General features: G+C 66.4%; 17 protein-coding genes. 15 read left to right on the forward strand and 2 right to left on the reverse strand.

All coding sequences use genetic code 11. From position 1 onward, the window contains the following. Window positions 1-9 precede the first annotated feature (9 nt). The 13 genes from ASE16_RS17225 (at window position 10) to ASE16_RS17285 (ending at window position 14,964) form a co-directional block, all read left to right on the forward strand. Entirely contained in the window at window positions 10-1,470 is a 1,461-nt protein-coding gene (locus ASE16_RS17225; RefSeq protein WP_235500566.1) for an FGGY-family carbohydrate kinase, read from the forward strand. Between the two features lie 17 nt (window positions 1,471-1,487). Then, on the forward strand, window positions 1,488-2,258 hold the full coding sequence (locus ASE16_RS17230; protein ID WP_055898973.1) for a DeoR/GlpR family DNA-binding transcription regulator: 771 nt from the start codon (window positions 1,488-1,490) through the stop codon (window positions 2,256-2,258). Beyond that, window positions 2,255-3,217 (forward strand): 1-phosphofructokinase family hexose kinase, encoded by a 963-nt coding sequence (locus ASE16_RS17235; RefSeq protein ID WP_055897953.1) that lies wholly within the window; start codon window positions 2,255-2,257, stop codon window positions 3,215-3,217. Before ASE16_RS17230 ends, ASE16_RS17235 begins: the two co-directional genes overlap by 4 nt. A 63-nt stretch (window positions 3,218-3,280) precedes the next feature. Beyond that, window positions 3,281-4,354: a sugar ABC transporter substrate-binding protein gene (locus ASE16_RS17240; RefSeq protein ID WP_055897956.1), complete on the forward strand. Its 1,074-nt coding sequence runs from the start codon at window positions 3,281-3,283 to the stop codon at window positions 4,352-4,354. A gap of 19 nt (window positions 4,355-4,373) precedes the next feature. Then, window positions 4,374-5,924 (forward strand): sugar ABC transporter ATP-binding protein, encoded by a 1,551-nt coding sequence (locus ASE16_RS17245; RefSeq protein WP_055897959.1) that lies wholly within the window; start codon window positions 4,374-4,376, stop codon window positions 5,922-5,924. 160 nt (window positions 5,925-6,084) lie between these two features. Then, a complete protein-coding gene (locus tag ASE16_RS17250; RefSeq protein ID WP_235500567.1) occupies window positions 6,085-7,038 on the forward strand; it encodes an ABC transporter permease in 954 nt (317 codons plus the stop codon). Then, window positions 7,035-7,577, forward strand: coding sequence for a gluconate 2-dehydrogenase subunit 3 family protein (locus ASE16_RS17255; RefSeq protein ID WP_055897965.1), 543 nt, complete (start codon window positions 7,035-7,037; stop codon window positions 7,575-7,577). Before ASE16_RS17250 ends, ASE16_RS17255 begins: the two co-directional genes overlap by 4 nt. Then, window positions 7,570-9,267, forward strand: coding sequence for a GMC family oxidoreductase (locus ASE16_RS17260; protein ID WP_055897967.1), 1,698 nt, complete (start codon window positions 7,570-7,572; stop codon window positions 9,265-9,267). Before ASE16_RS17255 ends, ASE16_RS17260 begins: the two co-directional genes overlap by 8 nt. A 99-nt stretch (window positions 9,268-9,366) precedes the next feature. Beyond that, window positions 9,367-10,452: a nitrilase-related carbon-nitrogen hydrolase gene (locus tag ASE16_RS17265; RefSeq protein ID WP_055897970.1), complete on the forward strand. Its 1,086-nt coding sequence runs from the start codon at window positions 9,367-9,369 to the stop codon at window positions 10,450-10,452. A gap of 111 nt (window positions 10,453-10,563) precedes the next feature. Next, on the forward strand, window positions 10,564-11,667 hold the full coding sequence (locus ASE16_RS17270) for a Gfo/Idh/MocA family protein (RefSeq protein WP_162255990.1): 1,104 nt from the start codon (window positions 10,564-10,566) through the stop codon (window positions 11,665-11,667). Window positions 11,668-11,718: 51 nt separating this feature from the next. Then, window positions 11,719-12,660, forward strand: a complete 942-nt coding sequence (locus ASE16_RS17275) for an aldo/keto reductase (protein WP_414843042.1) — start codon at window positions 11,719-11,721, stop codon at window positions 12,658-12,660. A gap of 206 nt (window positions 12,661-12,866) precedes the next feature. Beyond that, entirely contained in the window at window positions 12,867-14,006 is a 1,140-nt protein-coding gene (gene alr, locus ASE16_RS17280; RefSeq protein WP_082581551.1) for an alanine racemase, read from the forward strand. Then, window positions 13,999-14,964, forward strand: a complete 966-nt coding sequence (locus tag ASE16_RS17285; RefSeq protein WP_235500568.1) for an ATP-grasp domain-containing protein — start codon at window positions 13,999-14,001, stop codon at window positions 14,962-14,964. Before alr ends, ASE16_RS17285 begins: the two co-directional genes overlap by 8 nt. Here the strand turns inward: ASE16_RS17285 and ASE16_RS17290 are convergent. Further along, the gene (locus tag ASE16_RS17290; protein WP_055897980.1) at window positions 14,961-15,272 is read right to left on the reverse strand and encodes a MerR family transcriptional regulator; all 312 of its coding nucleotides are present in this window, start codon (window positions 15,270-15,272) and stop codon (window positions 14,961-14,963) included. The two genes, ASE16_RS17285 and ASE16_RS17290, sit on opposite strands and share 4 nt — an antisense overlap. A 151-nt stretch (window positions 15,273-15,423) precedes the next feature. Between ASE16_RS17290 and ASE16_RS17295 the strand changes: the two genes are divergently transcribed. Then, the gene (locus tag ASE16_RS17295) at window positions 15,424-15,852 is read left to right on the forward strand and encodes an Hsp20/alpha crystallin family protein (protein ID WP_055897982.1); all 429 of its coding nucleotides are present in this window, start codon (window positions 15,424-15,426) and stop codon (window positions 15,850-15,852) included. Between the two features lie 127 nt (window positions 15,853-15,979). On the opposite strand, the gene ASE16_RS17300 is transcribed toward ASE16_RS17295, so the two are convergent. Next, complete coding sequence (locus ASE16_RS17300; protein WP_055897984.1) at window positions 15,980-17,155, reverse strand: alcohol dehydrogenase catalytic domain-containing protein; 1,176 nt, start codon at window positions 17,153-17,155, stop codon at window positions 15,980-15,982. Window positions 17,156-17,356: 201 nt separating this feature from the next. Between ASE16_RS17300 and ASE16_RS17305 the strand changes: the two genes are divergently transcribed. Further along, entirely contained in the window at window positions 17,357-18,313 is a 957-nt protein-coding gene (locus ASE16_RS17305) for a manganese catalase family protein (RefSeq protein WP_055897986.1), read from the forward strand. The last annotated feature ends 257 nt before the right edge of the window (window positions 18,314-18,570 follow it).

The raw sequence follows: 18,570 nt of genomic DNA on the forward strand, positions 1-18,570 counted from the left end.
GATGGATGCTTGACAAGTATCGCAAGATATCGCAAGAATATGCAAGCAATAGCAAGTCAACTGCAACGAAACCAAGATCGGTCACTGATGACTCAACTACTCGCAGGCCTGGATGTGGGCACCTCATCCTGCAAGGCCGTGGTGTACACGATCGAGGGTGACGTCGTTGCTTATGGCCGGACGGCCACTCACTGGGAGCGAACGTCAGGGCGCACCGAGATCTCGGCCGTTGCCTTGTTGGCTGCCGCTGAGGCTGCACTCCGCGAGGCGGTCGCGGCCGCACCGGACGGCGAGATCGTCGGAGTGGGGGTCACGAGCATGGGGGAGTCGAGCGTCCTCCTGGACCGGCGCGACCGTCCCGTGGTCCCTGTCATCGCGTGGCACGACACTCGAGACACTCGCGAGCTCGAAGAACTCGAGGCGTGGGTGAGCCGGTCGGAGTTCGCTAAGCGCACTGGCCTGCCGCTCCGGCAGCAGTGGAGCATCACCAAGATCCGGTGGGCGACGCGGCCGGAGCGGCAGCTCGCGGACGTCGCGCGACGGCTCGACGTGGCTGAGTGGATCGCCTTCAGCCTCGGGGCAGCACCCGTTGCCGAGCAGTCACTCGCCTCGCGGACCGGTCTCTTCGACCTGGCTGCCCGTGACTGGTGGCTCGACGGCGTGCAGTGGGCTGGTGGATCGGCGCGATGGATGCCCGAGATCGTAACAGCAGGAACGTCGCTCGGACGCGCCAGCGTGCGGCCCGGCCTCGAACGACTGGCGGGCGCGACAGTCACGGTCGCAGGCCATGACCATCAGGTTGCAGCAGTCGGCGTCGGAGCGGTGGGCGAAGGCGATGCACTGGACTCTTGCGGCACGGCCGAGGCGATCGTCCGGACGATCCGTCGCGGAATGCCCGCCGAGGCGATCGACACCGTGACCGCTGCGGGTGTGACTGTCGGCTGGTCCCCTCTCGCCGGGCGGTGGACGCTACTAGGCGGAACGCAGGGCGGACGGGCTCTGCAAGTCATACTCGATGTCGTCGGCCTCTCGCCCGAGGAGGCCGCTCACGCCGCCGCGGCGCTGGGGGCCGTCAGCAGTCCGGTCCGCGTCGACGCGGCCGATCCCGAGAAGATCAGTATCACGGGCATTGATTCCTCCACGCGGCCTGGCGCGATCTGGCGGGCGGCAGTGGACGACGTGACCGAGCAGGTTGCGGCCATCGACGCTGCGATGACCAAGGCGGCAGGGCCGCGTGGCGACCTCGTCATCACCGGAGGCTGGTCGGGCGACCGGTCGGTCCAGGAGAGCAAACGTCGTCGGCTCGGCGGTTTCCGCGTCGTCGCCGGCATGGAAGCCGGCTCCCGCGGAGCAGCGCTCTTCGCGGGCCAGGCCGCGGGAGTGTATCGGGGTGTCAGCGATTTTCCCCCGATCAAAGGCGGGCTAGCGCTGCTCAAACGGGGAATGGACGAAGTGGGGGTACCGGCATGAACGCAGGACGAGAGCCGATGCATTCGGTGCAGTATCCGGAGCAGCGTAGGGAGCTGATTCTCACGAAGCTGCGCACCGAGGGTCGCGCGACGGCGAGCAGCATCGCGGCGGAGCTTCACGTCACCACCGAAACGGTGCGCAAAGACTTCCTGGCCCTTGAGCAGATGGGGCTGCTCCGTCGTGTCCATGGCGGCGCCGTCCCCGTCGGTCAGCTGTCATACGAGCCGCCGGTCGCCTCACGCGTCGGCTTCTCGGAGGAGAAAACGCGGATCGCCAAAGCCGCACTTGCACACCTACCGGCGGGTGGCTCTGTGCTCATCGACGCCGGGTCGACCACCGGCCGCCTCGCCGACATCTTCCCGTCGGATCGGGCGCTGACGGTATACACGAACACGCTCAGCATCGCGCTGAGCCTCCTCGACCGGCCACTTCTCACCGTGATGACGCTGGGCGGGAGGGTGCGTCCGCTGACGGTGGCGGAGGTCGACGACTGGGCGGCCCGCTCCCTCTCCGAGATCAACGTGGACGTGGCGTTCCTCGGCGCGAACGCCGTGTCGATCGAGCGTGGTCTGACGACGCCCGATCCTGCGGAAGCCGCGATCAAACGTCTGATGCTGTCGAGTGCGCGGCGGCGCATACTGCTTGCCGACCACAGCAAGTTCGGCCAGGTCAGCACGTGCAAGCATGCCGACCTCAGCGACATCGACCTGGTGATCACGGACTCGGGTATCGACCAACACGAGCTTTCCGCGTTGCGCGGCGTCGGAGTGGAGGTGGAGCAGGCATGATCGTCACTGTCGCGCCCAATCCCAGCCTCGATCGGACCATCGTCGTCGACTTCCTCAAGCGCGGAGCGGTCAACCGCGCCTCCGTGAGCTCGAGCGAGCCGAGCGGCAAAGGTGTCAACGTGGCGGTCGCGTTGAACGCGCACGGCATAGATGTCGTGGCGGTGCTGCCGGTCGGCGGCTTCTCGGGGTTCCAGGTGGTACAGCTGCTCGACGCTCTCGGTGTGCCGCATGTCAGCGTCCCGATCACGGGGGAGGTACGCAGCAACATCAGCCTCATCGAACCGGACGCCATCGTGACGAAGATCAACGAGGTGGGGCCGACGCTCAGCCCCGACGAAGCGTCGCGGCTGGTCAGGGCGGTATTGAACCGGTTGGACGAGGGCGACTGGCTCGTGGCATCCGGAACGCTTCCTGCTGGCGCCGTCGAAGCGATCTATCCGAGTCTGGTTCGAGGCGCCCAGGAGGTCGGCGCACGTGTCGCAATCGACACGTCCGGCGAGCCCCTCGACCGCGCGATCGCTGCCGGGCCCGATCTGATCAAGCCGAACGTCTCAGAGCTGTCGGACGTCACTGGGCGCGACATCGTGTCGCTCGGAGACGTGGTGATGGCTGCGGAGAGCCTGCGTGAGCGCGGCGCAGGGGCAGTGCTCGCCAGCATTGGACCAGACGGCGCTGTACTCGTCGCCGATGGCGGTCGCTGGCATGCCGCGGCCCCCGCAATCGAGGTGGTCAGTGCAGTCGGCGCCGGTGATGCCCTCCTCGCTGGGTTCGTCGCCGCAGGCGGGGCAGGACCGGAGGCTTTGCGGACTGCGATGGGATGGGCGGCCTCAGCCGTGCAACTCCCTGGCACGCTCTCGGCGAGCAGCGCTCCGAGCATTCCGATCGACATCACGGGGGACATCGATTTCGGCAGGAAGCTCACCGCTCCCTGCCGGACCAGCGACGCGCCAGACATCTAGCGCGTCGCACGCACCGAGACAGCCAGGTCAACAGCCAGTTCAGATCACACAAAGGAGTAAGAAATGAACTTGAAGCGCGCCTTATCCGGGACGTTGCTTGCCGGACTTTCGGCCGGCCTGCTCGTCCTCACCACAGCATGCAGCGGAGGAGGGGCCGGTCAGTCCGCTTCCGGTGGCGACAAGCCCCTGATCGGTCTGTCCATGCGATTCATCGCCGGGAACTCCTGGCTGAGCACACTGGCGGATGGTGCGAAAGCGTCCGCGGAATCCAAGGGATACGACCTGGAAGCGGTCGACGCCCAAGGCGACGCCCAAACCCAGATCCAGCAGATGCAGACGTTCATCAACAAGGGAGCGAAGGCGATCATCATCGAGCCTGTCGGTGACCGCAACGTCGCCGCGGGCATCCAGGCCGCAAAGCGTGCCAAGGTGCCTGTGATCGTGGTCAACGATCAGGTGAGCAGCGATCTGGCCAAGCAGGTCGCCTGCAACGTGCACGACGACGGTAAGGCCACGGCAGCACTGGTCGGCGAGATCGCCGCAAAGCGCGCCGTCGCCAAGAAGGGCGAGAGCGCGACGATCAACCTCTACATCCAGGCGCTCTTCCCGCAAGAGCTCGTGACCGAGAGTCGTGAGAACGGCTTCATGGACGGCTGGAACAAGGAGATGAAGAATCACCCCGGCGTCACGACCAAACGCATCCCGAACAACTACGGCGAGGCACTCCCCGATAAGACGCTCACCGCGATGAGGAATGTGCTGGCAGGCAACCCGAACGTCGACGTCATCTTCAATCAGACAGACGTGGTGATGCCCGCGGTAACCGAGGCGCTCAAGGGCTCCGGGCTCATGGACCAGTCCGGCAAGACGGCGGTGACCATCGCCGGTTTCGACGGCGGGATGGACGTGATCAAGGGCATGGCGGACGGCACGAGCTCGGTCGTCGCCGACGGACTGAACCGGCCGGCCCTCCAGGCGGCCTATTCCGTCGACGAGGCAATCGCCTCGATCACGGGCAAGAAGACGGGCGAATGCGAAGGAACGCCGGCCACGCGCATCCTGGCGCCGCTGGCTGTGACGCCCGAGAACGCGTCCAAGTACGTCAACGACAAGATCGCCTTCGCGGGCACCGAGTAGGCGGAAGGAGCCACACGTCATGATCGCGTTCGCTGGGACGGCCCAGGACGTCGCCCGGGTCTCCATCACCGGTGTCAGCAAGTCCTATCCGGGTACGAGAGCCCTGATCGATCTCGACCTCGCCGTGATGCCGGGAGAGGTTCACGGTATCGCCGGACAGAACGGGGCCGGCAAGTCGACCCTTGTTCGCATCCTCTCGGGAGTCGAGAGGCCGGACACCGGGACCATCCGCCTCGATGGCGAGGAGGTCTCGCTGGAGACGCCCCAGGCCGCCCAGCGGGCGCAGATCATGACAGTCCACCAGGAGTTGAGCCTGATCCCGTACCTCTCGGTCGCCGAGAACATCTTCGTGGGAGACATGCCACGCACAAGAGCCGGATCCATCGCCTGGCGCCGGCTTCGGCGGGATGCCAGGCAGCAGCTGCTCGCCCTCGGCTTCGACATCGACGTGCGGAAGCCTGTGTCGGCGCTGCCCATCGCACACCGGCAGGCGGTCGAGATCGCCAAGGCGATCAGCCGCAACGCGAGAGTCCTCATCCTCGACGAGCCGACCGCGACCCTGCCGCGGCACGACGTGGCCAAGCTGTTCGAGCTGCTTCGGCGGCTCCGCACCTCCGGGATCGCCATCATCTTCATCTCGCACCACTTCGATGAGATGTACGAGATCTGCGACACCATCTCGGTCTTCAGAGACGGAAGACGGGTCGCCGGTTTTGTCGCCGAGGAGGAGAACCACGATGCGATTCTGCAGGCAATGCTCGGCAGCATGAACCCGGAGGATTCACAGCGCCTGCAGCTCGGCGCGAGCGACACCCCCAGGCTCGGTCTGGGCAGGGTCGACGGCGAGGTCGCCCTGGAGGTGCAGGGCCTCAGCGACGACTCGAACCTCAGCGATGTCGACCTGGTGCTGCACAGAGGAGAAGTGCTCGGTGTCGCCGGGCTGTCCGGGAGCGGGCAGACCCAGCTGGCGGCTGCGCTGTTCGGTGCTCAGAAGTACGCGGCCCGTTCATTCACCGTTTCAGGCCGGCAGGTAGGTAGGCTGCACAGCCCGGCCAACGCGGTACGTCTCGGGTTGGGGCTGCTGCCGGAAGAGCGCAAATCGCAGGGCCTCATCCTGCCGATGTCGATCACGAGGAATATCACCCTTGCAGCGCTGGGGAAGTTCAGCAGGCTCGCTGTCATCGACAAGCGCAAGGAGGCCGCCACCGGCCAGCGAATGCGCACAGCCCTCTCGATCAAGGCGCCCTCGCTCGGACGGCCCGTCGCGACCTTGTCCGGAGGCAACCAGCAAAAGGTCGCCCTCGCGAAATGGCTCGTCAGTGGCGTGCGCACCCTCATCTTCGTGGAGCCAACCCGCGGAGTCGACGTCGGGGCAAAGCTCGAGATCTACGAGCTGATCCGAGGCTTCGTGGAGGGCGGTGGTAGCGCGATCATCATCACCTCCGAGATCGACGAGGCGCTGATGTGCGACCGCGTTGCCGTACTACGCCGCGGCACCATCGTCGCAACGGTCGATCGACCCACCATCGAACGAGACGGCGAAGTCGCCGTCATGAAGTTCTTCGCCTGAAACAGCACACGAACAACGGAGTCAGATCGTGTCATCCAACACCAACACCCAACAGCGCCTGCCTTCTTCGCCCGCACCCCGCCGCCGTCCCGGCGACGCGGTCAAGGAGTTCGCGGCCTCCCTCGGATCAAAGGGCTACCTCCTCGTCGTAGGAGCCATCGTGCTCATCGTCGGCAGCGCGGTCTCGCCATACTTCTTCACCTCCCGCAACCTCGTCGCGGTGCTGATCACCGCCTCGGTCGTGTCGGTGCTCGCCGTAGGCCAGTATCTTGTCATCGTCACCGGCGGCATCGACCTGTCGGTCGGTGCGGTCGCTGCCCTCTCGTCCGTGGCCGTGGGCCTCACCCTCCAACAGGGAGTCCCGTGGCCCATCGCACTGATCGTCGCGCTTCTTGTCGCCGGCTTCATCGGGGTATTCAACGGCGTGATGATCGTCTACGGGGGCGTGACACCGTTCATCGTGACCCTGGCGATGATGAGCCTGGCACGCGGAGCGGCCTACGTGCTCCAGACCGGTCGCCAGGTACCGATCTCGAATCAGGGATTCCTCGACGCGTTCGTCGGCGATTTCGGGCCGCTTCCCGCGCCGATCGTCATCGCACTCGTCGTCACCGTTCTCGCGGCGCTGATGATGGCGCAGACCCGATACGGCCGGAGGCTCTACGCACTGGGCGGTAACCCGGAGGCCGCGCGCTTGTCGGGTCTGCCGGTCAAGCGCGATGTGATCACTGCCTATTTCCTGTCGTCGCTTCTCGCCGGCCTCGCGGGGGTGATGATCGCCGCGCAGCTGACGGAAGGCAGTGCGATCATCGGCGACGGCTACGAGTTGAACGCCATCGCAGCCGTAGTCGTCGGAGGCGCATCCCTGTTCGGCGGCACCGGCGATCCGGTCAGCGCCGTGATCGGCGGTCTCATCATCGCTGTGATCCTGAACATCATGGACCTGCTCGGCATTCAGGCACAGCCGCAGCTCATCGTGAAAGGCGCAGTCATCCTGCTCGCTGTGCTGTTCACCAGCGGAGCTGGCAGTCGTCTCCCACACGCCATCCGCAAGCTCGTATTCCAACGCCGGTATGCCGCCCTTCCGGCCACGGCGACGAAGGAGGAACGATGAACCAACTCGTGACGCACACGTTCACTCCGTCTCAGGCCGAGACCATCGCCGCCGTCTGCCAGAGGATGTTCCCTCCGACGCAGAACTGGCCGGGTGCCGAAGCGGCGGGAGTCCCCGAGTACGTCGTCGCCGCTGTTGCAGAGGGGGGCGCGGAACTCCACGCCTTCTATGTGAGCGGCCTCGACGCCCTGGACAGAGAGAGTCACGCTTTGTTCGGCGCTCCGTTCACAGCGATCGCGGCGCAGGACCAGGACCGCGTCCTTGAGCAGATCGACGCTGCCCATTCTGCGGACGGGCCAGACGCCGGTGCTCGGCTCGAAGCGTTCTTCGGAGTGATCTGGGAGCACGGCATCCAGGGCATGTTCTGCGATCCGCAGTACGGCGGCAACCGCGACACAGTGGGCTGGAAGCTGGTCGGGTTCCCTGGAGCGCAATGGGGCTACAACGCCGAGCAGATGCGAGAAGGGTTCGACTCCCGCGTGATCGTCATCAAGACCTTGAAAGACCTCAGAGACGAATTGAAGGTGACCAATGGTTGAGCGCGCAGAAGCGATCGTCGTCGGCCTCGGAGCTTCCGGCGGCATCATCGCCGAGCAGTTGACCAAGGCTGGCGTGAGCGTGGTCGCCCTCGACAAGGGCCCTATGCACACGAGTGAGGAGTTCCGACTCAAGCACGACGAGGTCAAGTACTACTCACGCGGGAGCCTGGTCCCCCAGCTCAGCACGGACCCGGTCACCTGGCGAGCGGACGACAACAGCACGGCACGGCTGCTCCCGTGGGCTGCCGGTGTCCGCGGCAACAGTGAGCCCTTGCACCTCCCACCGTCGATCGGTCCGGGCGGCGGCACCCTGCACTGGGGCGGCGCATCATGGCGGCACCGTGACAGCGACTTCAGGATGAAGTCGATCATCGTCGACCGGTTTGGCGAGGACGCGCTCGGTAGTGACTCCACGATGGTGGACTGGCCGATCGGCTACGACGATCTCGAGCCGTACTACGACAAGGCAGAATGGGAGCTCGGCGTCTCTGGGGCCGCAGGCAACATCAATGGCGAGCACGTAGAGGGCGGCAGCCCGTTCGAGTCGCCTCGCACCCGCGGCTTCCCGATGAGGCCGCTCCGCCGCGCGCCGGCCGACGATCGATTCGCTGCCGCGGCCGAACGCCTCGGATACCACCCATTCCAGCAGCCGGCCGCCGTGGCCTCCGAGGACTACAAGTCGCTCAAGGGGTGCGAGTATTGCGGCTTCTGCCACGGATTCCTCTGCCACGTGAACGCAAAGCAGTCCAGCCGCATCACGTCCGTCGAGGCGGCACTGAGCACGGGCAACCTTGAGATCCGCGCGAACTCGCGGGTGTTCCGCATCGAGCGCGATGCCAGCGGACGCCGGGTCCTCGGTGTCTCCTATTTCGACGAGAACGGTCTGGAGCGGCGCATCGACTCCGATCTGGTCGTGATCGCCTGCTATGCACTCGAGAACAGTCGGCTGCTCCTCGCGTCGGATATCAACGCGAACGGTCAGGTCGGACGCAACTTCATGACCCACAGCTTCGGCTGGTGTACGGCCGTGTTGCCTGAGAACTCGAATCCGTTCATGGCACCGCTGGTGGCGGCGAGCGTCATCGACGACTTCAACTGCGACGGAATGCCGGACAACGATGATGGCGTGCTCTGGGGCTCGGTGATCACCAGTATCCCCGGCGACCTGCAGCCGATCGAGGCCGCGCACAACCTGCCGCCAGGCTCCAAGCGCTGGGGCGCCGACTTCATCGAGTGGTTCGGCGCGAACTATCGGCGCCTATTCGGCATCCACAACCAGATCCCGACCTTCCCCTCGGTACGAAACTATGTCGATCTGGACCCGACGGTCACCGACCAGTACGGTCAGCCGGCACTGCGCATCACGCACGACTGGTCGACACACGACCGGGCGGCACTCGGGTACTTCGAGAAGATCAAACGGGACATCGCAGAAGAAATGGGCGCCGTGCAGTTCTGGTCAGAGCCGACGCCTCCGCTCTACCACCTTTCGACGCACGAAGTAGGGACGCATCGGATGGGCCTGGACCCCGCCACCTCCGTCGTCGACGTGTACGGCGAGTCGCACGAGTGCCGCGGACTCTACGTGGTCGGGGGCGGCCAGTTCCCGACCCTCTCCGGTTACAACCCGACGCAGACCATCCAGGCGCTCGCTTACCTCACAGCCGACCACATCCTCGGCAGGCGCTGAGAAGCGCCTCCACGAACGTCGTGTCTCACGGGCACGTCACAAACCAGCCAGAACCGACACCGCTCTCGGGCGAAACCAACAAGAAAGAGGAACCACATCATGGTCGATCCGTACGCGATCGTTGCACTGTCGAACACGGTGCACACCATTAAGAAGCGCTCCGACGCCATCGAGAACACCAAACGGATCTGCGATTTCATGGATCCAGCCGTCATGGTCGCCTCGACCGATGGGGCTCCGGTCAAGCTCGTTGTATTGCCGGAGATGGCCATCCAGGGGATGCTGCCGCACTTCCTGGCCGGCGACAAGGATGCACACGAAGAGTTCGCGATGGAGATCCCCGGTCCGGAGACCGAGATCCTCGGGCAGAAGGCCAAGGAGCTGAACACCTACATCGCCGGCGAGCTCTATCTGGTCCGAGACCCCGACTTCCCTGGCCACTCCTTCAACGTCGCCTTCCTGATCAGCCCTCAAGGAGAAGTGATCTACAAGCGCGCCAAGGCGACGAGCGACGCATACGAGGGTGGGGCTCTCGGAACCACCAACCCCCACGACATCTGGGACGAGTGGATCGAGAAGAAGGGAAACGGCAACGTGCTCGACGCCATTTTCCCGGTGGCGAAGACCGAGATCGGCAACATCGGCTACGTCATCTGCCACGAAGGTGCATACCCGGAGATCACTCGAGGGCTTGCGATGAACGGCGCAGAGATCATCATCCGTGGCACCCTGATCGAGCCCCAGGTCGGAGCAGGCATGTGGGAGCTGCAGAATCGCGCCCACGCGATGTTCAACCAGGTCTACGTGGTGGCGCCGAACCTCGGGCCGCAGCGCAATGACGACGGCACTCTGTTCGACCTCTTCGGCGGCCAGTCGATGATCGTCGACAACAAGGGCCGTGTGGTGGTCAAGCAGAGCGGCAGTGGCGCAGGCGACTCATTCGTGAGCTCCGTCATCGACATCGAGGCGCTTCGCCGGTCGCGCACGTCCAACGGCGTGACGAGCTGGTTCAAGGATCTGCGCACCGAGCAGTACCGGGCCATTTACGACCAGCCCATCTACGAGGCCAACCAGTACCTTGACGCACCTCCGACCACCGGTTGGCTGGCGCGCGAGGCGAAGCGGCGCGGGAGCAACATCGAGAAGCTCATCCAGCGCGGAGTGCTCACGCCGCCGTCCAAGTGACGAAGGCGTGACGAAGGGCGGGTGCGGTGCTCTGGCTGGCCGCACCCGCCCGGGCCACCGACGCGATCACTCGGTGGCCAGATGAGTTGGCGAGAAGAGCGAGGCGAGGACATGCAGGCAGGATCCCTATCACGCGTACCGCCGGCGCCGCGTCGGTTCGGGCTCGTCGGTCACGGCTGGCGCACCGATTTCTATCTCCGCATTGCCGCTGCGCTTCCGGACCGATTCACCTGCGTCGGCATAGTGACCCGCACCGCCGAGGCGGGTCGTCGAGTCGAGGAACGATGGGGGGTGCCCTCCTTTCGCGCGGTGGCCGACCTCGTCAACGGGTCACAGGTGGATGCGATGGTGGTCAGCGTTCCCCCGATCGCAGCGGCGCCGATCATCGCCGACCTCGTGAGGCTTCGAATTCCGGTGCTCACGGAGACACCGCCAGCGCCGACGCTCGATGGGCTTGCGGACCTGTGGAAAGCCGTCGGCGACTCGCCACTCGTGATGGTCGCCGAACAGCATCCGTACCTGCCGGTCTTCGTCGCGCTGCAGCGCCTGATCGACCAGGGGGTGCTCGGGGAGGTGAGTTCGGCTTCGATCTCATGGACGCACGAATACCACGCGGCGGCGCTGCTGCGTCGCCTGGCCGGTGTCGGGGGCGAGGGGTCCAGCGTGACCGCCATTCGTGCATCGGTTCCGTTGGTCGACGGTCCGGACCGGTCGGGCTGGCCTGAGCTGCCTGCCGTGTCGCAGAGAGAGCACGTGACCGCCGTGCTCCGCACCGGCGACCGCAGCGCCCTCTACGACTTCACGGAGACGCAATGGTTCAACCCGCTGCGGCGTCGCCAGGTGTCGGTACGCGGCAGCCACGGCGAAGTCGTCGGGTCGGACGTGACCTGGACGGCGGGCGGTGAGATCATGAGCGCTCCCATCGTGCGTCGTCAGCTCGGTCTTGACGGCAACCTGGAAGGAACGGGGCTCGACCGGTTGACCTGGTGCAGCCAGACGCTGTACCGCAATCCGTTCCCTGGAAGCGGCCTCTCCGACGAGGAGATCGCGATCGCCACCTGCCTCGTCAATATCACCAACCCTGATCATCCGGCAGGCTACTCACTCGCGGACGCCTGTGAGGACCGATATCTCTCCCTCCTCGTCGCAGAGTCGGCCGACCGCGAGACACAACTGATATCCCGAGCCCAACCCTGGTCGGCCGCGTTGGTATAGCGCGTCCGCCCGAGAGATCAAAACACCGCACCACGAAGGAGATCATCAATGTTGACCTATAACGCCCTCGGACGAACCGGCCTGACCGTTTCATCTGTCTGCGTCGGAACGAGTGCGCTCGGAAGCCACCCCGACCAGTACGGCTACGAAGTAGACACCGAGACCGGCGTCGCCACCATCGCACGCGCTCTGAGTGGACCGTTCACGTTCATCGACACGTCGAACGAATATGGTCACGGCGGAGACAGCGAACGACGTATCGGCCAGGCGCTCGCGAACCGCGGGGGAGGCATGCCTGAGGGCGTCGTGGTCGCTACCAAAGTGGATCCGCTCCTCGGCTCCACCGACTTCTCCGGCGACCGTGTGCGCCGCTCCGTCGAGGAGAGTCTGGAACGGCTCGGCCTGGACCGCCTGCAACTGGTGTACTTCCACGACCCGGAGAAGATCACCTTTGACGAGGGGGTAGCCAAGGGGGGGCCACTGGAGGCGCTCATTGAGCTGCGCGATCAGGGTGTCATCGACTACATCGGTGTGGCGGGCGGACCGATCGACCTGGAGCTGCGCTACCTCGCCACGGACGCTTTCGACGCCGTCATCAGTCACAACCGATACACGCTCGTCGACCAGACCGCCGAGTCTCTCATGGATGACGCTGCCGAACGAGGTGTCGCGTTCGTGAATGCCGCTCCATTCGGTGGGGGGATGCTTGCCACGGGGCCAGAGACCACAACCCGCTACCGATACGAGACTGCGGATGAGCAGCTGTTGGCGAGGGTGCGGGCCATGAAACAGCTCTGCGACGATGCCGGCGTCCCGCTCGCCGCGGCTGCCCTCCAGTTCTCTACCCGTGATCCTCGCGTGGCGTCGACCATTGTAGGGATGTCACGACCCTCACGCATCGATCAGACGCTGGAGTTGCTGGAGACGCCTATCGCCGACGAGCTCTGGGGTGCGCTCGAACCACTCGTGAGAGGCGAGCGGGTTCCCGAATGACCTGGCCGGAGGCGATGTCCGCGATCCTGGTGGCGACGCGCGTCTTCGCCGAGTAGCGCCTGCCGGTTGACAGCCCCCCCGATCTCGATCCAGGGGATGATCGGCTTCAACAGTCCGGATGACTCCCCGCGCTCCGAATTGAGCGACGCTGATCGCATGGGAATCGTAAACGAGCGCCGCAGCGTCGCGCAGCCGGTCGCCTGCTGATGGCCTGGACCTCCGAGCTGGTCGTCCACGACGAGGCGATCAGGGCGAACACCGCGTATTTCGTGTCGATCACCGGCCGGCGGGTGATGGCGGTGCTCAAGGCGGATGCGTTCGGGCACGGTGCGATCGCGCGCTCGGTCCTCGAGGCCGGGGCGACGTCGATCGGCGTCACGTCCATCGACGAAGCGATCGCGCTCCGCGTGGACGGGATCAGCGCCCCCATCCTGAGCTGGCTGAACCCCGTCGACGCCGATTTCGAGGCGGCCGTGCTCGCCGACATCGACCTCGCGGTGCCGAGTGCCGCTCTGCTGCAGGCCGTCGCGCGGACGGCCGCGGGGGCCGGGCGGCGAGCCAGAGTTCATCTGCACATCGACGTCGGCATGGCGCGCGACGGCGCGCCGGCCGGCGAGTGGGCGGCGCTGTGCGGGATCGCGCGCGAGTTCGAGCATCTGGGCTGGATCCGCGTCGTCGGTGTGATGGGGCACATGTCCTGCGCCGACCAGCCCGAGCATCCTCAGAACCAGCGCGAACGGCTCGTCTTCGCCAACGCCGTGCGCACCGCTCTGCGGCGAGGTCTGGCCCCCACCGTCACCCATCTCGCCGCGACGGCCGCCACCCTGACAGGCGTCGGCGCGGGCTTCGGGATGCACCGCATCGGCGCCGGGCTGTTCGGCATCGATCCGTCCGGCACCTCGGCGGAGCTGCGGCCGGCGCTGTCCCTGACCACTCACGTCGTCGCCGCGCGCGAGGTCGCGCCCGGCACGGGCATCGGCTACGGCCTGGACCACATCGCCGACCGGCGCACCCACCTCGCGCTGCTCCCGATCGGCTACGGCGACGGGCTCCCGCGAGGAGCGTCCGAGCGGGCGGATGTGTTCGTGCGGGGCCGCCGCCGCCCCCTCGTCGGGCGGTTCTCGATGGACATGGTCGTCGCGGACACGGGCGACGACGCGGTCGCTCCCGGCGAGCCAGTGCTGGTGTTCGGCCCTGGCGGCGACGGTGAGCCGACCGTCGCGGAGTGGGCGCTCTGGTCGGGGACGATCGAACACGAGATCGTGACCAGGATCGGCACGCGGGTGGCGCGCATCCATCGGACGACAGGTGCGTACCGGGGGCAGCGGGGAGCGGTCCGTGCGTGAGGTGCGTGCGCGCCGGGTCGCGGTGATCGGCGGCGGTGCGAACGACGAGCACGAGGTCTCGCTCGCCTCCGCAGCAGCCGTCACCCGCGCGGTGGAGGCCAACGGGATGGATGTGGTCGCGCTGACCATCGACCGCTCAGGTCGATGGCACCACGGCGATGGCGGGCCGCTGCCGTCTGCGGAAGCTGTCGCACTCGTGGTGTCCTGCGATGTCGCGTTCCCCGTGCTGCACGGTGTGAATGGGGAGGACGGCGCCGCGGCCGGTCTGCTGACCATGATCGGCGTGCCCTTCGTCGGCTCGCCCGTGCGGGCAGGAGCCATCGGGATGGACAAGTGGGTGACGAAGCTCGTCGCGCAGGCCGTGCGTGTCCGCACCACTCCCGGGGTTCTGGTGCGCAGCGCGGCGGACGCGTCCTCGATGGATGCGGTCCCGCCGTTTGTCGTGAAGCCGACCTCCGGAGGGTCGAGCAACGGCGTCACCGTGGTGAGGCACCCCGGCGAGCTGGCCGCGGCGATCGAGCTCGCGTGCGGCTCGGGCGACACGGCGCTCGTCGAGTCGTTCGTCACCGGTCGGGAGGTCGACATCGCCCTGTTCCGGGATCGCGCCGGCGTGCTTCGTGCGGGAGCAGCCCTTGAGATCGGTGTGGCCGACGGCGGTGTCTTCGACCGCGAGCAGAAGTACGACGGCACTGCGTCGTTCACGGTCCCGGCGCGACTCTGCCCAGACGAGCACGCGGGCGTCGAGAGCGCGGCGCGCGCGCTCTACGATGCGCTCGGCTGCGCGGGCGTCGCGCGCTTCGACTTCTTCGTCACCGAGACCGGTGTGGTCCTCAACGAGGTGAACACCACCCCCGGTTTCACCGAGCAGTCACAGGTGCCCCTGATGTACGCCGCGACCGGCCTCGGCTACGAGGGCCTGGTTCGTGAACTGATCGATGCGGCGGAGCCGGCCGCCTAGCGGGGCGCGTCGTCTCCGGCACGGTGGCGCTCGCGGTCGGCGGCCTCCTGGCGAAGCTGCGCGTTCTCGCCTTCGAGGGCGAGGACTCTGCCGATGCCGGCCAGGTTGACGCCGTCGTCCTGCAGCTCGGAGACGCGCCGCATCCTCTCGATGTCGTCGGCGCTGTACCGTCTGGTGCCGCCCTCCGTGCGAGCGGGAGTCAGGAGGCCTTTGCGCTCGTAGAGGCGCAGTGTCGCCGCGGGCAGGCCGAGGAGTTCGGCAGCGACCGCCATGCTGTAGACCGGCCGGCTCCCTGGGCTCTGACTCATAGCTGAATTGTGCTGGCACCCTTGCGGGGTGTCAAGTTTTGATGTAGAAAATATGTAGCAAGTGATTCAGATAACTTGCAGCGGCGGACGCGGAGCGGTGCGAGCCGTTCCGATTCCGTCGCGACGCCACAACGGAAAGGAGAATCTCATTATGTCGATGTCATTTGATCCTTTCAGCCAGCTGGATCGGATCGCACAGAGCATCTTCGACACGAGCAGACAGCCGCGGATCATGCCGGTCGACCTGTACCGCGAGGGGCATCAGTACGTGCTGAACGCCGACCTTCCCGGCGTCGACCCCGGCTCCGTCGATGTGGATGTGGACGGTCACCTGCTGACCATCCGCGCGCAGCGTTCGATGGGCAACAGGGACAACGGTCGCTGGTTGGCGCAGGAGCGTCCGTTCGGCTCCTACCTGCGGCAGTTCTCGATCGGCGACGACGTGGATCCTGACGGAATCAGCGCGAGCTACGACAACGGAGTGCTCAGCGTGGTGATTCCAATCGCCGAGCGGGCGAAGCCGCGCAAGATCGCGGTCGCGTCCGCGAACGAGAAGCAGCAGCAGGCCGTCGCGGCCTGACGGCTGTCCGGGCCCTCTCGGAGGTGCATGTCGAACCGCATGGGGCGGGCGACGCGGATGCTTTCCCGAGAGAGTGCGGGGTCGCCGGTGCGGCCGACCGGCGACCCCCGCCCATGCTTCGGCTCGCTCAGGGAGTGAGGACGACCTTGATGCACCCGTCCTGCTTGTCCCTGAACAGGTCGTACATGCGGGGCGCCTCCTCGAGCCCGACGCGGTGCGTCACGAGGTCTTCCGTGCCGAGCGGGTCGGCGGGGTCCTCGACCAGCGGGAGGATCGCATCCCGCCAGGTGTGCACATTGGCCTGGCCCATCCGCAGGGTGAGCTGCTTGTCGAACAGGTTCATGAACGGTACGGGGTCGGCGACGCCGGCGTAGACGCCGCTCAGCGAGACCGTCCCGCCGCGACGGACGGCGTCGAAGGCCAGCATCATCGCCGAGAGACGATCGAGGCCGACCGTCGTCATCAGCTTCTTGGCGACGGTGTCGGGGAGCAGTCCGACGGCGGATTGGGCGACGGCGGCGGCCGTGTTGCCGTGCGCTTCCATCCCCACGGCGTCGATGACGGAGTCCGGCCCGCGCCCGTCCGTTGCTTCTCGCAGCCAGGTGGCGGCGTCGTCGCTCAGGTCGAACGTGTCGACGCCGTGGCGTTCCGCCATCGCCCGGCGCTCGGGAACCGGGTCGACGGCGATCACCGTGAAGCCCCGTTGAACGCCGATACGGCTGGCGAACTGGCCGACAGGGCCGAGCCCGATGACGGCGAGGGTGCCTCCCTCCGGCACGTTCGCGTATTCGACGCCCTGCCACGCTGTGGGCAGGATGTCGCTGAGGAACAGGTAGCGGTCGTCCGGCAGCTCCGTGCCGACGCGGAGGGCATTGAAGTCGGCGAGCGGCACGCGCAGGCGTTCGGCCTGGCCTCCCGGAACGGACCCGTAGAGCTCGGTGTATCCGTAGAGGCTGGCGCCGGTGCCGTGCTGGTGGTTCTGGGTGGTCTCGCACTGCGTCGTCAGACCGCGTTTGCACATGAAACAGTCGCCGCAGGCGATCACGAACGGGATGACGACCCGGTCGCCGACGCTGAGGGAGCGGACCTCCGCGCCGACCTCCTCGACGATGCCCATCGGCTCGTGCCCGAGGATGTCGCCCTGGGAGAGGAACGGCCCGAGCACGTCGTAGAGGTGCAGATCGGAGCCGCAGATGGCGGTCGAGGTGACCCGGATGACGACGTCGGTCGGTTTCTCGATGCGCGGGTCAGGTGCATCCACGACGTCGACACGTTTGTTGGCTTGCCAGGTCAGAGCTCTCATGGCTGCTTGTGTACGCCGACCGCCGAGCGTGCTCTACCGGGTTGCCTGACCGCCCGCATCGTGCAGGCGGCGACGGGTGCGCATCCCCTCTCTGATTGACACCCCCTGCGTCGTCGGTCAATGGGGTGGTGGTGGCGGGATTGCTGAGGACCGTCGACGGGGAGGCGACCGATTCCGGGCCTCGCTACTGGGGAGGTATCCATGTTCTTTCACGTGCAGAGCCTGATCAACGACATCGAGCAGGACGAGCCGGATCCGGCCGCCGCGAACGCGCTGCAGGAGGGGCTCGGCGGTCAGTTCGGCGAGATGCGCACGATGATGCAGTATCTGTTCCAGGCGATGAACTTCCGCGGCCCGGCGGCCAAGCCGTATCGCGACCTCATCCAGGGCATCGGCACGGAGGAGATCAGCCATGTCGAGCTGATCGGAACGACGATCGCGCGACTCCTCGACGGGTCGCCGCAGTATCAGGGCAAGAAGAGCGACCCGCTCGACAAGCCTGGCGCCGGCGGTGCGATCCCGCTGAACATCGCCCTCGCAGAGGGGAACATCCACCACTACCTGGTCGGCGCTCAGGGTGCTCTCCCCGTCGACGCCGTCGGCAACCCATGGTCGGGCAGCTACGTCTACAACTCCGGCAACCTCGTGCTGGATCTGCTCTACAACTTGATGCTGGAGTCGACCGGACGCCTGCAGAAGTGCCGGATCTACGAGATGACGGAGAACAATACGGCGCGCTCGACGATCGCCTACCTCATCGTGCGCGATCAGGCCCACGAGAACGGCTACGCGAAGGCCCTCGAGACGCTCGGCGTCGACTGGAACAAACTGCTGCCGATCCCGAAGACCAACGCCGAGCGCTTCCCCGAGGTGAAGAAGCTGACCGACCTCGGCCTGCAGAGCAAGCAGTACACGTTCGACCTCGCCGGTCAGTCCGAAGCCGGCAAGATCTTCCGGGGACTCTCGCCGTCGAAGGACGGCACGAACCTCGACGCCTCGGAGCAGGCGCCGGAGGGAGTCCCGTCGGTCATCGCGACGGAGCGCTTCGAGGAATTCGCGCCGGGCCTCGACCCGGAGCTGCTGAAACTCATCCAGGCGACTGCCGACCTCGAGCTGGCCGACGTGGAGGCCATCTACGGGAGGGTCGCGGGCGACTGAGGTGGTCGGTCATCCGCGCGGCTCGCGGCGTGAGCGTCGTCGCGACCACGAGACCAACAGGGCGACGACGGTCACTGCTGCGATGACACCGAGGACGCCGAGCCAGACCCAGTCGGGAATCGGCCCCAACGCCACGGTGTCGTTGCAGGGCTGACCCTCAGGCGGCGCCGTCGCGCACGAGGCCAGTATCAGCGGTGTCACGGGATCGCCACCTCCGGGCGCGCACGCCGACGGGTGCGTGGGTCGGTCGACTGCAT

Source organism: Leifsonia sp. Root227 (assembly GCF_001428745.1).
Taxonomy (GTDB): Bacteria; Actinomycetota; Actinomycetes; order Actinomycetales; family Microbacteriaceae; genus Leifsonia.

Excerpts from the sequence above, each read along its gene's own strand:
- ASE16_RS17230 (WP_055898973.1), top strand. The coding sequence starts at position 1,488 with ATGCATTCGGTGCAGTATCCGGAGCAGCGTAGGGAGCTGATTCTCACG.
- ASE16_RS17235 (WP_055897953.1), top strand. The coding sequence starts at position 2,255 with ATGATCGTCACTGTCGCGCCCAATCCCAGCCTCGATCGGACCATCGTC.
- ASE16_RS17240 (WP_055897956.1), top strand. The coding sequence starts at position 3,281 with ATGAACTTGAAGCGCGCCTTATCCGGGACGTTGCTTGCCGGACTTTCG.
- ASE16_RS17245 (WP_055897959.1), top strand. The coding sequence starts at position 4,374 with ATGATCGCGTTCGCTGGGACGGCCCAGGACGTCGCCCGGGTCTCCATC.
- ASE16_RS17255 (WP_055897965.1), top strand. The coding sequence starts at position 7,035 with ATGAACCAACTCGTGACGCACACGTTCACTCCGTCTCAGGCCGAGACC.
- ASE16_RS17260 (WP_055897967.1), top strand. The coding sequence starts at position 7,570 with ATGGTTGAGCGCGCAGAAGCGATCGTCGTCGGCCTCGGAGCTTCCGGC.
- ASE16_RS17265 (WP_055897970.1), top strand. The coding sequence starts at position 9,367 with ATGGTCGATCCGTACGCGATCGTTGCACTGTCGAACACGGTGCACACC.
- ASE16_RS17270 (WP_162255990.1), top strand. The coding sequence starts at position 10,564 with ATGCAGGCAGGATCCCTATCACGCGTACCGCCGGCGCCGCGTCGGTTC.
- alr (WP_082581551.1), top strand. The coding sequence starts at position 12,867 with ATGGCCTGGACCTCCGAGCTGGTCGTCCACGACGAGGCGATCAGGGCG.
- ASE16_RS17290 (WP_055897980.1), bottom strand. The coding sequence starts at position 15,272 with ATGAGTCAGAGCCCAGGGAGCCGGCCGGTCTACAGCATGGCGGTCGCT.
- ASE16_RS17295 (WP_055897982.1), top strand. The coding sequence starts at position 15,424 with ATGTCGATGTCATTTGATCCTTTCAGCCAGCTGGATCGGATCGCACAG.
- ASE16_RS17300 (WP_055897984.1), bottom strand. The coding sequence starts at position 17,155 with ATGAGAGCTCTGACCTGGCAAGCCAACAAACGTGTCGACGTCGTGGAT.
- ASE16_RS17305 (WP_055897986.1), top strand. The coding sequence starts at position 17,357 with ATGTTCTTTCACGTGCAGAGCCTGATCAACGACATCGAGCAGGACGAG.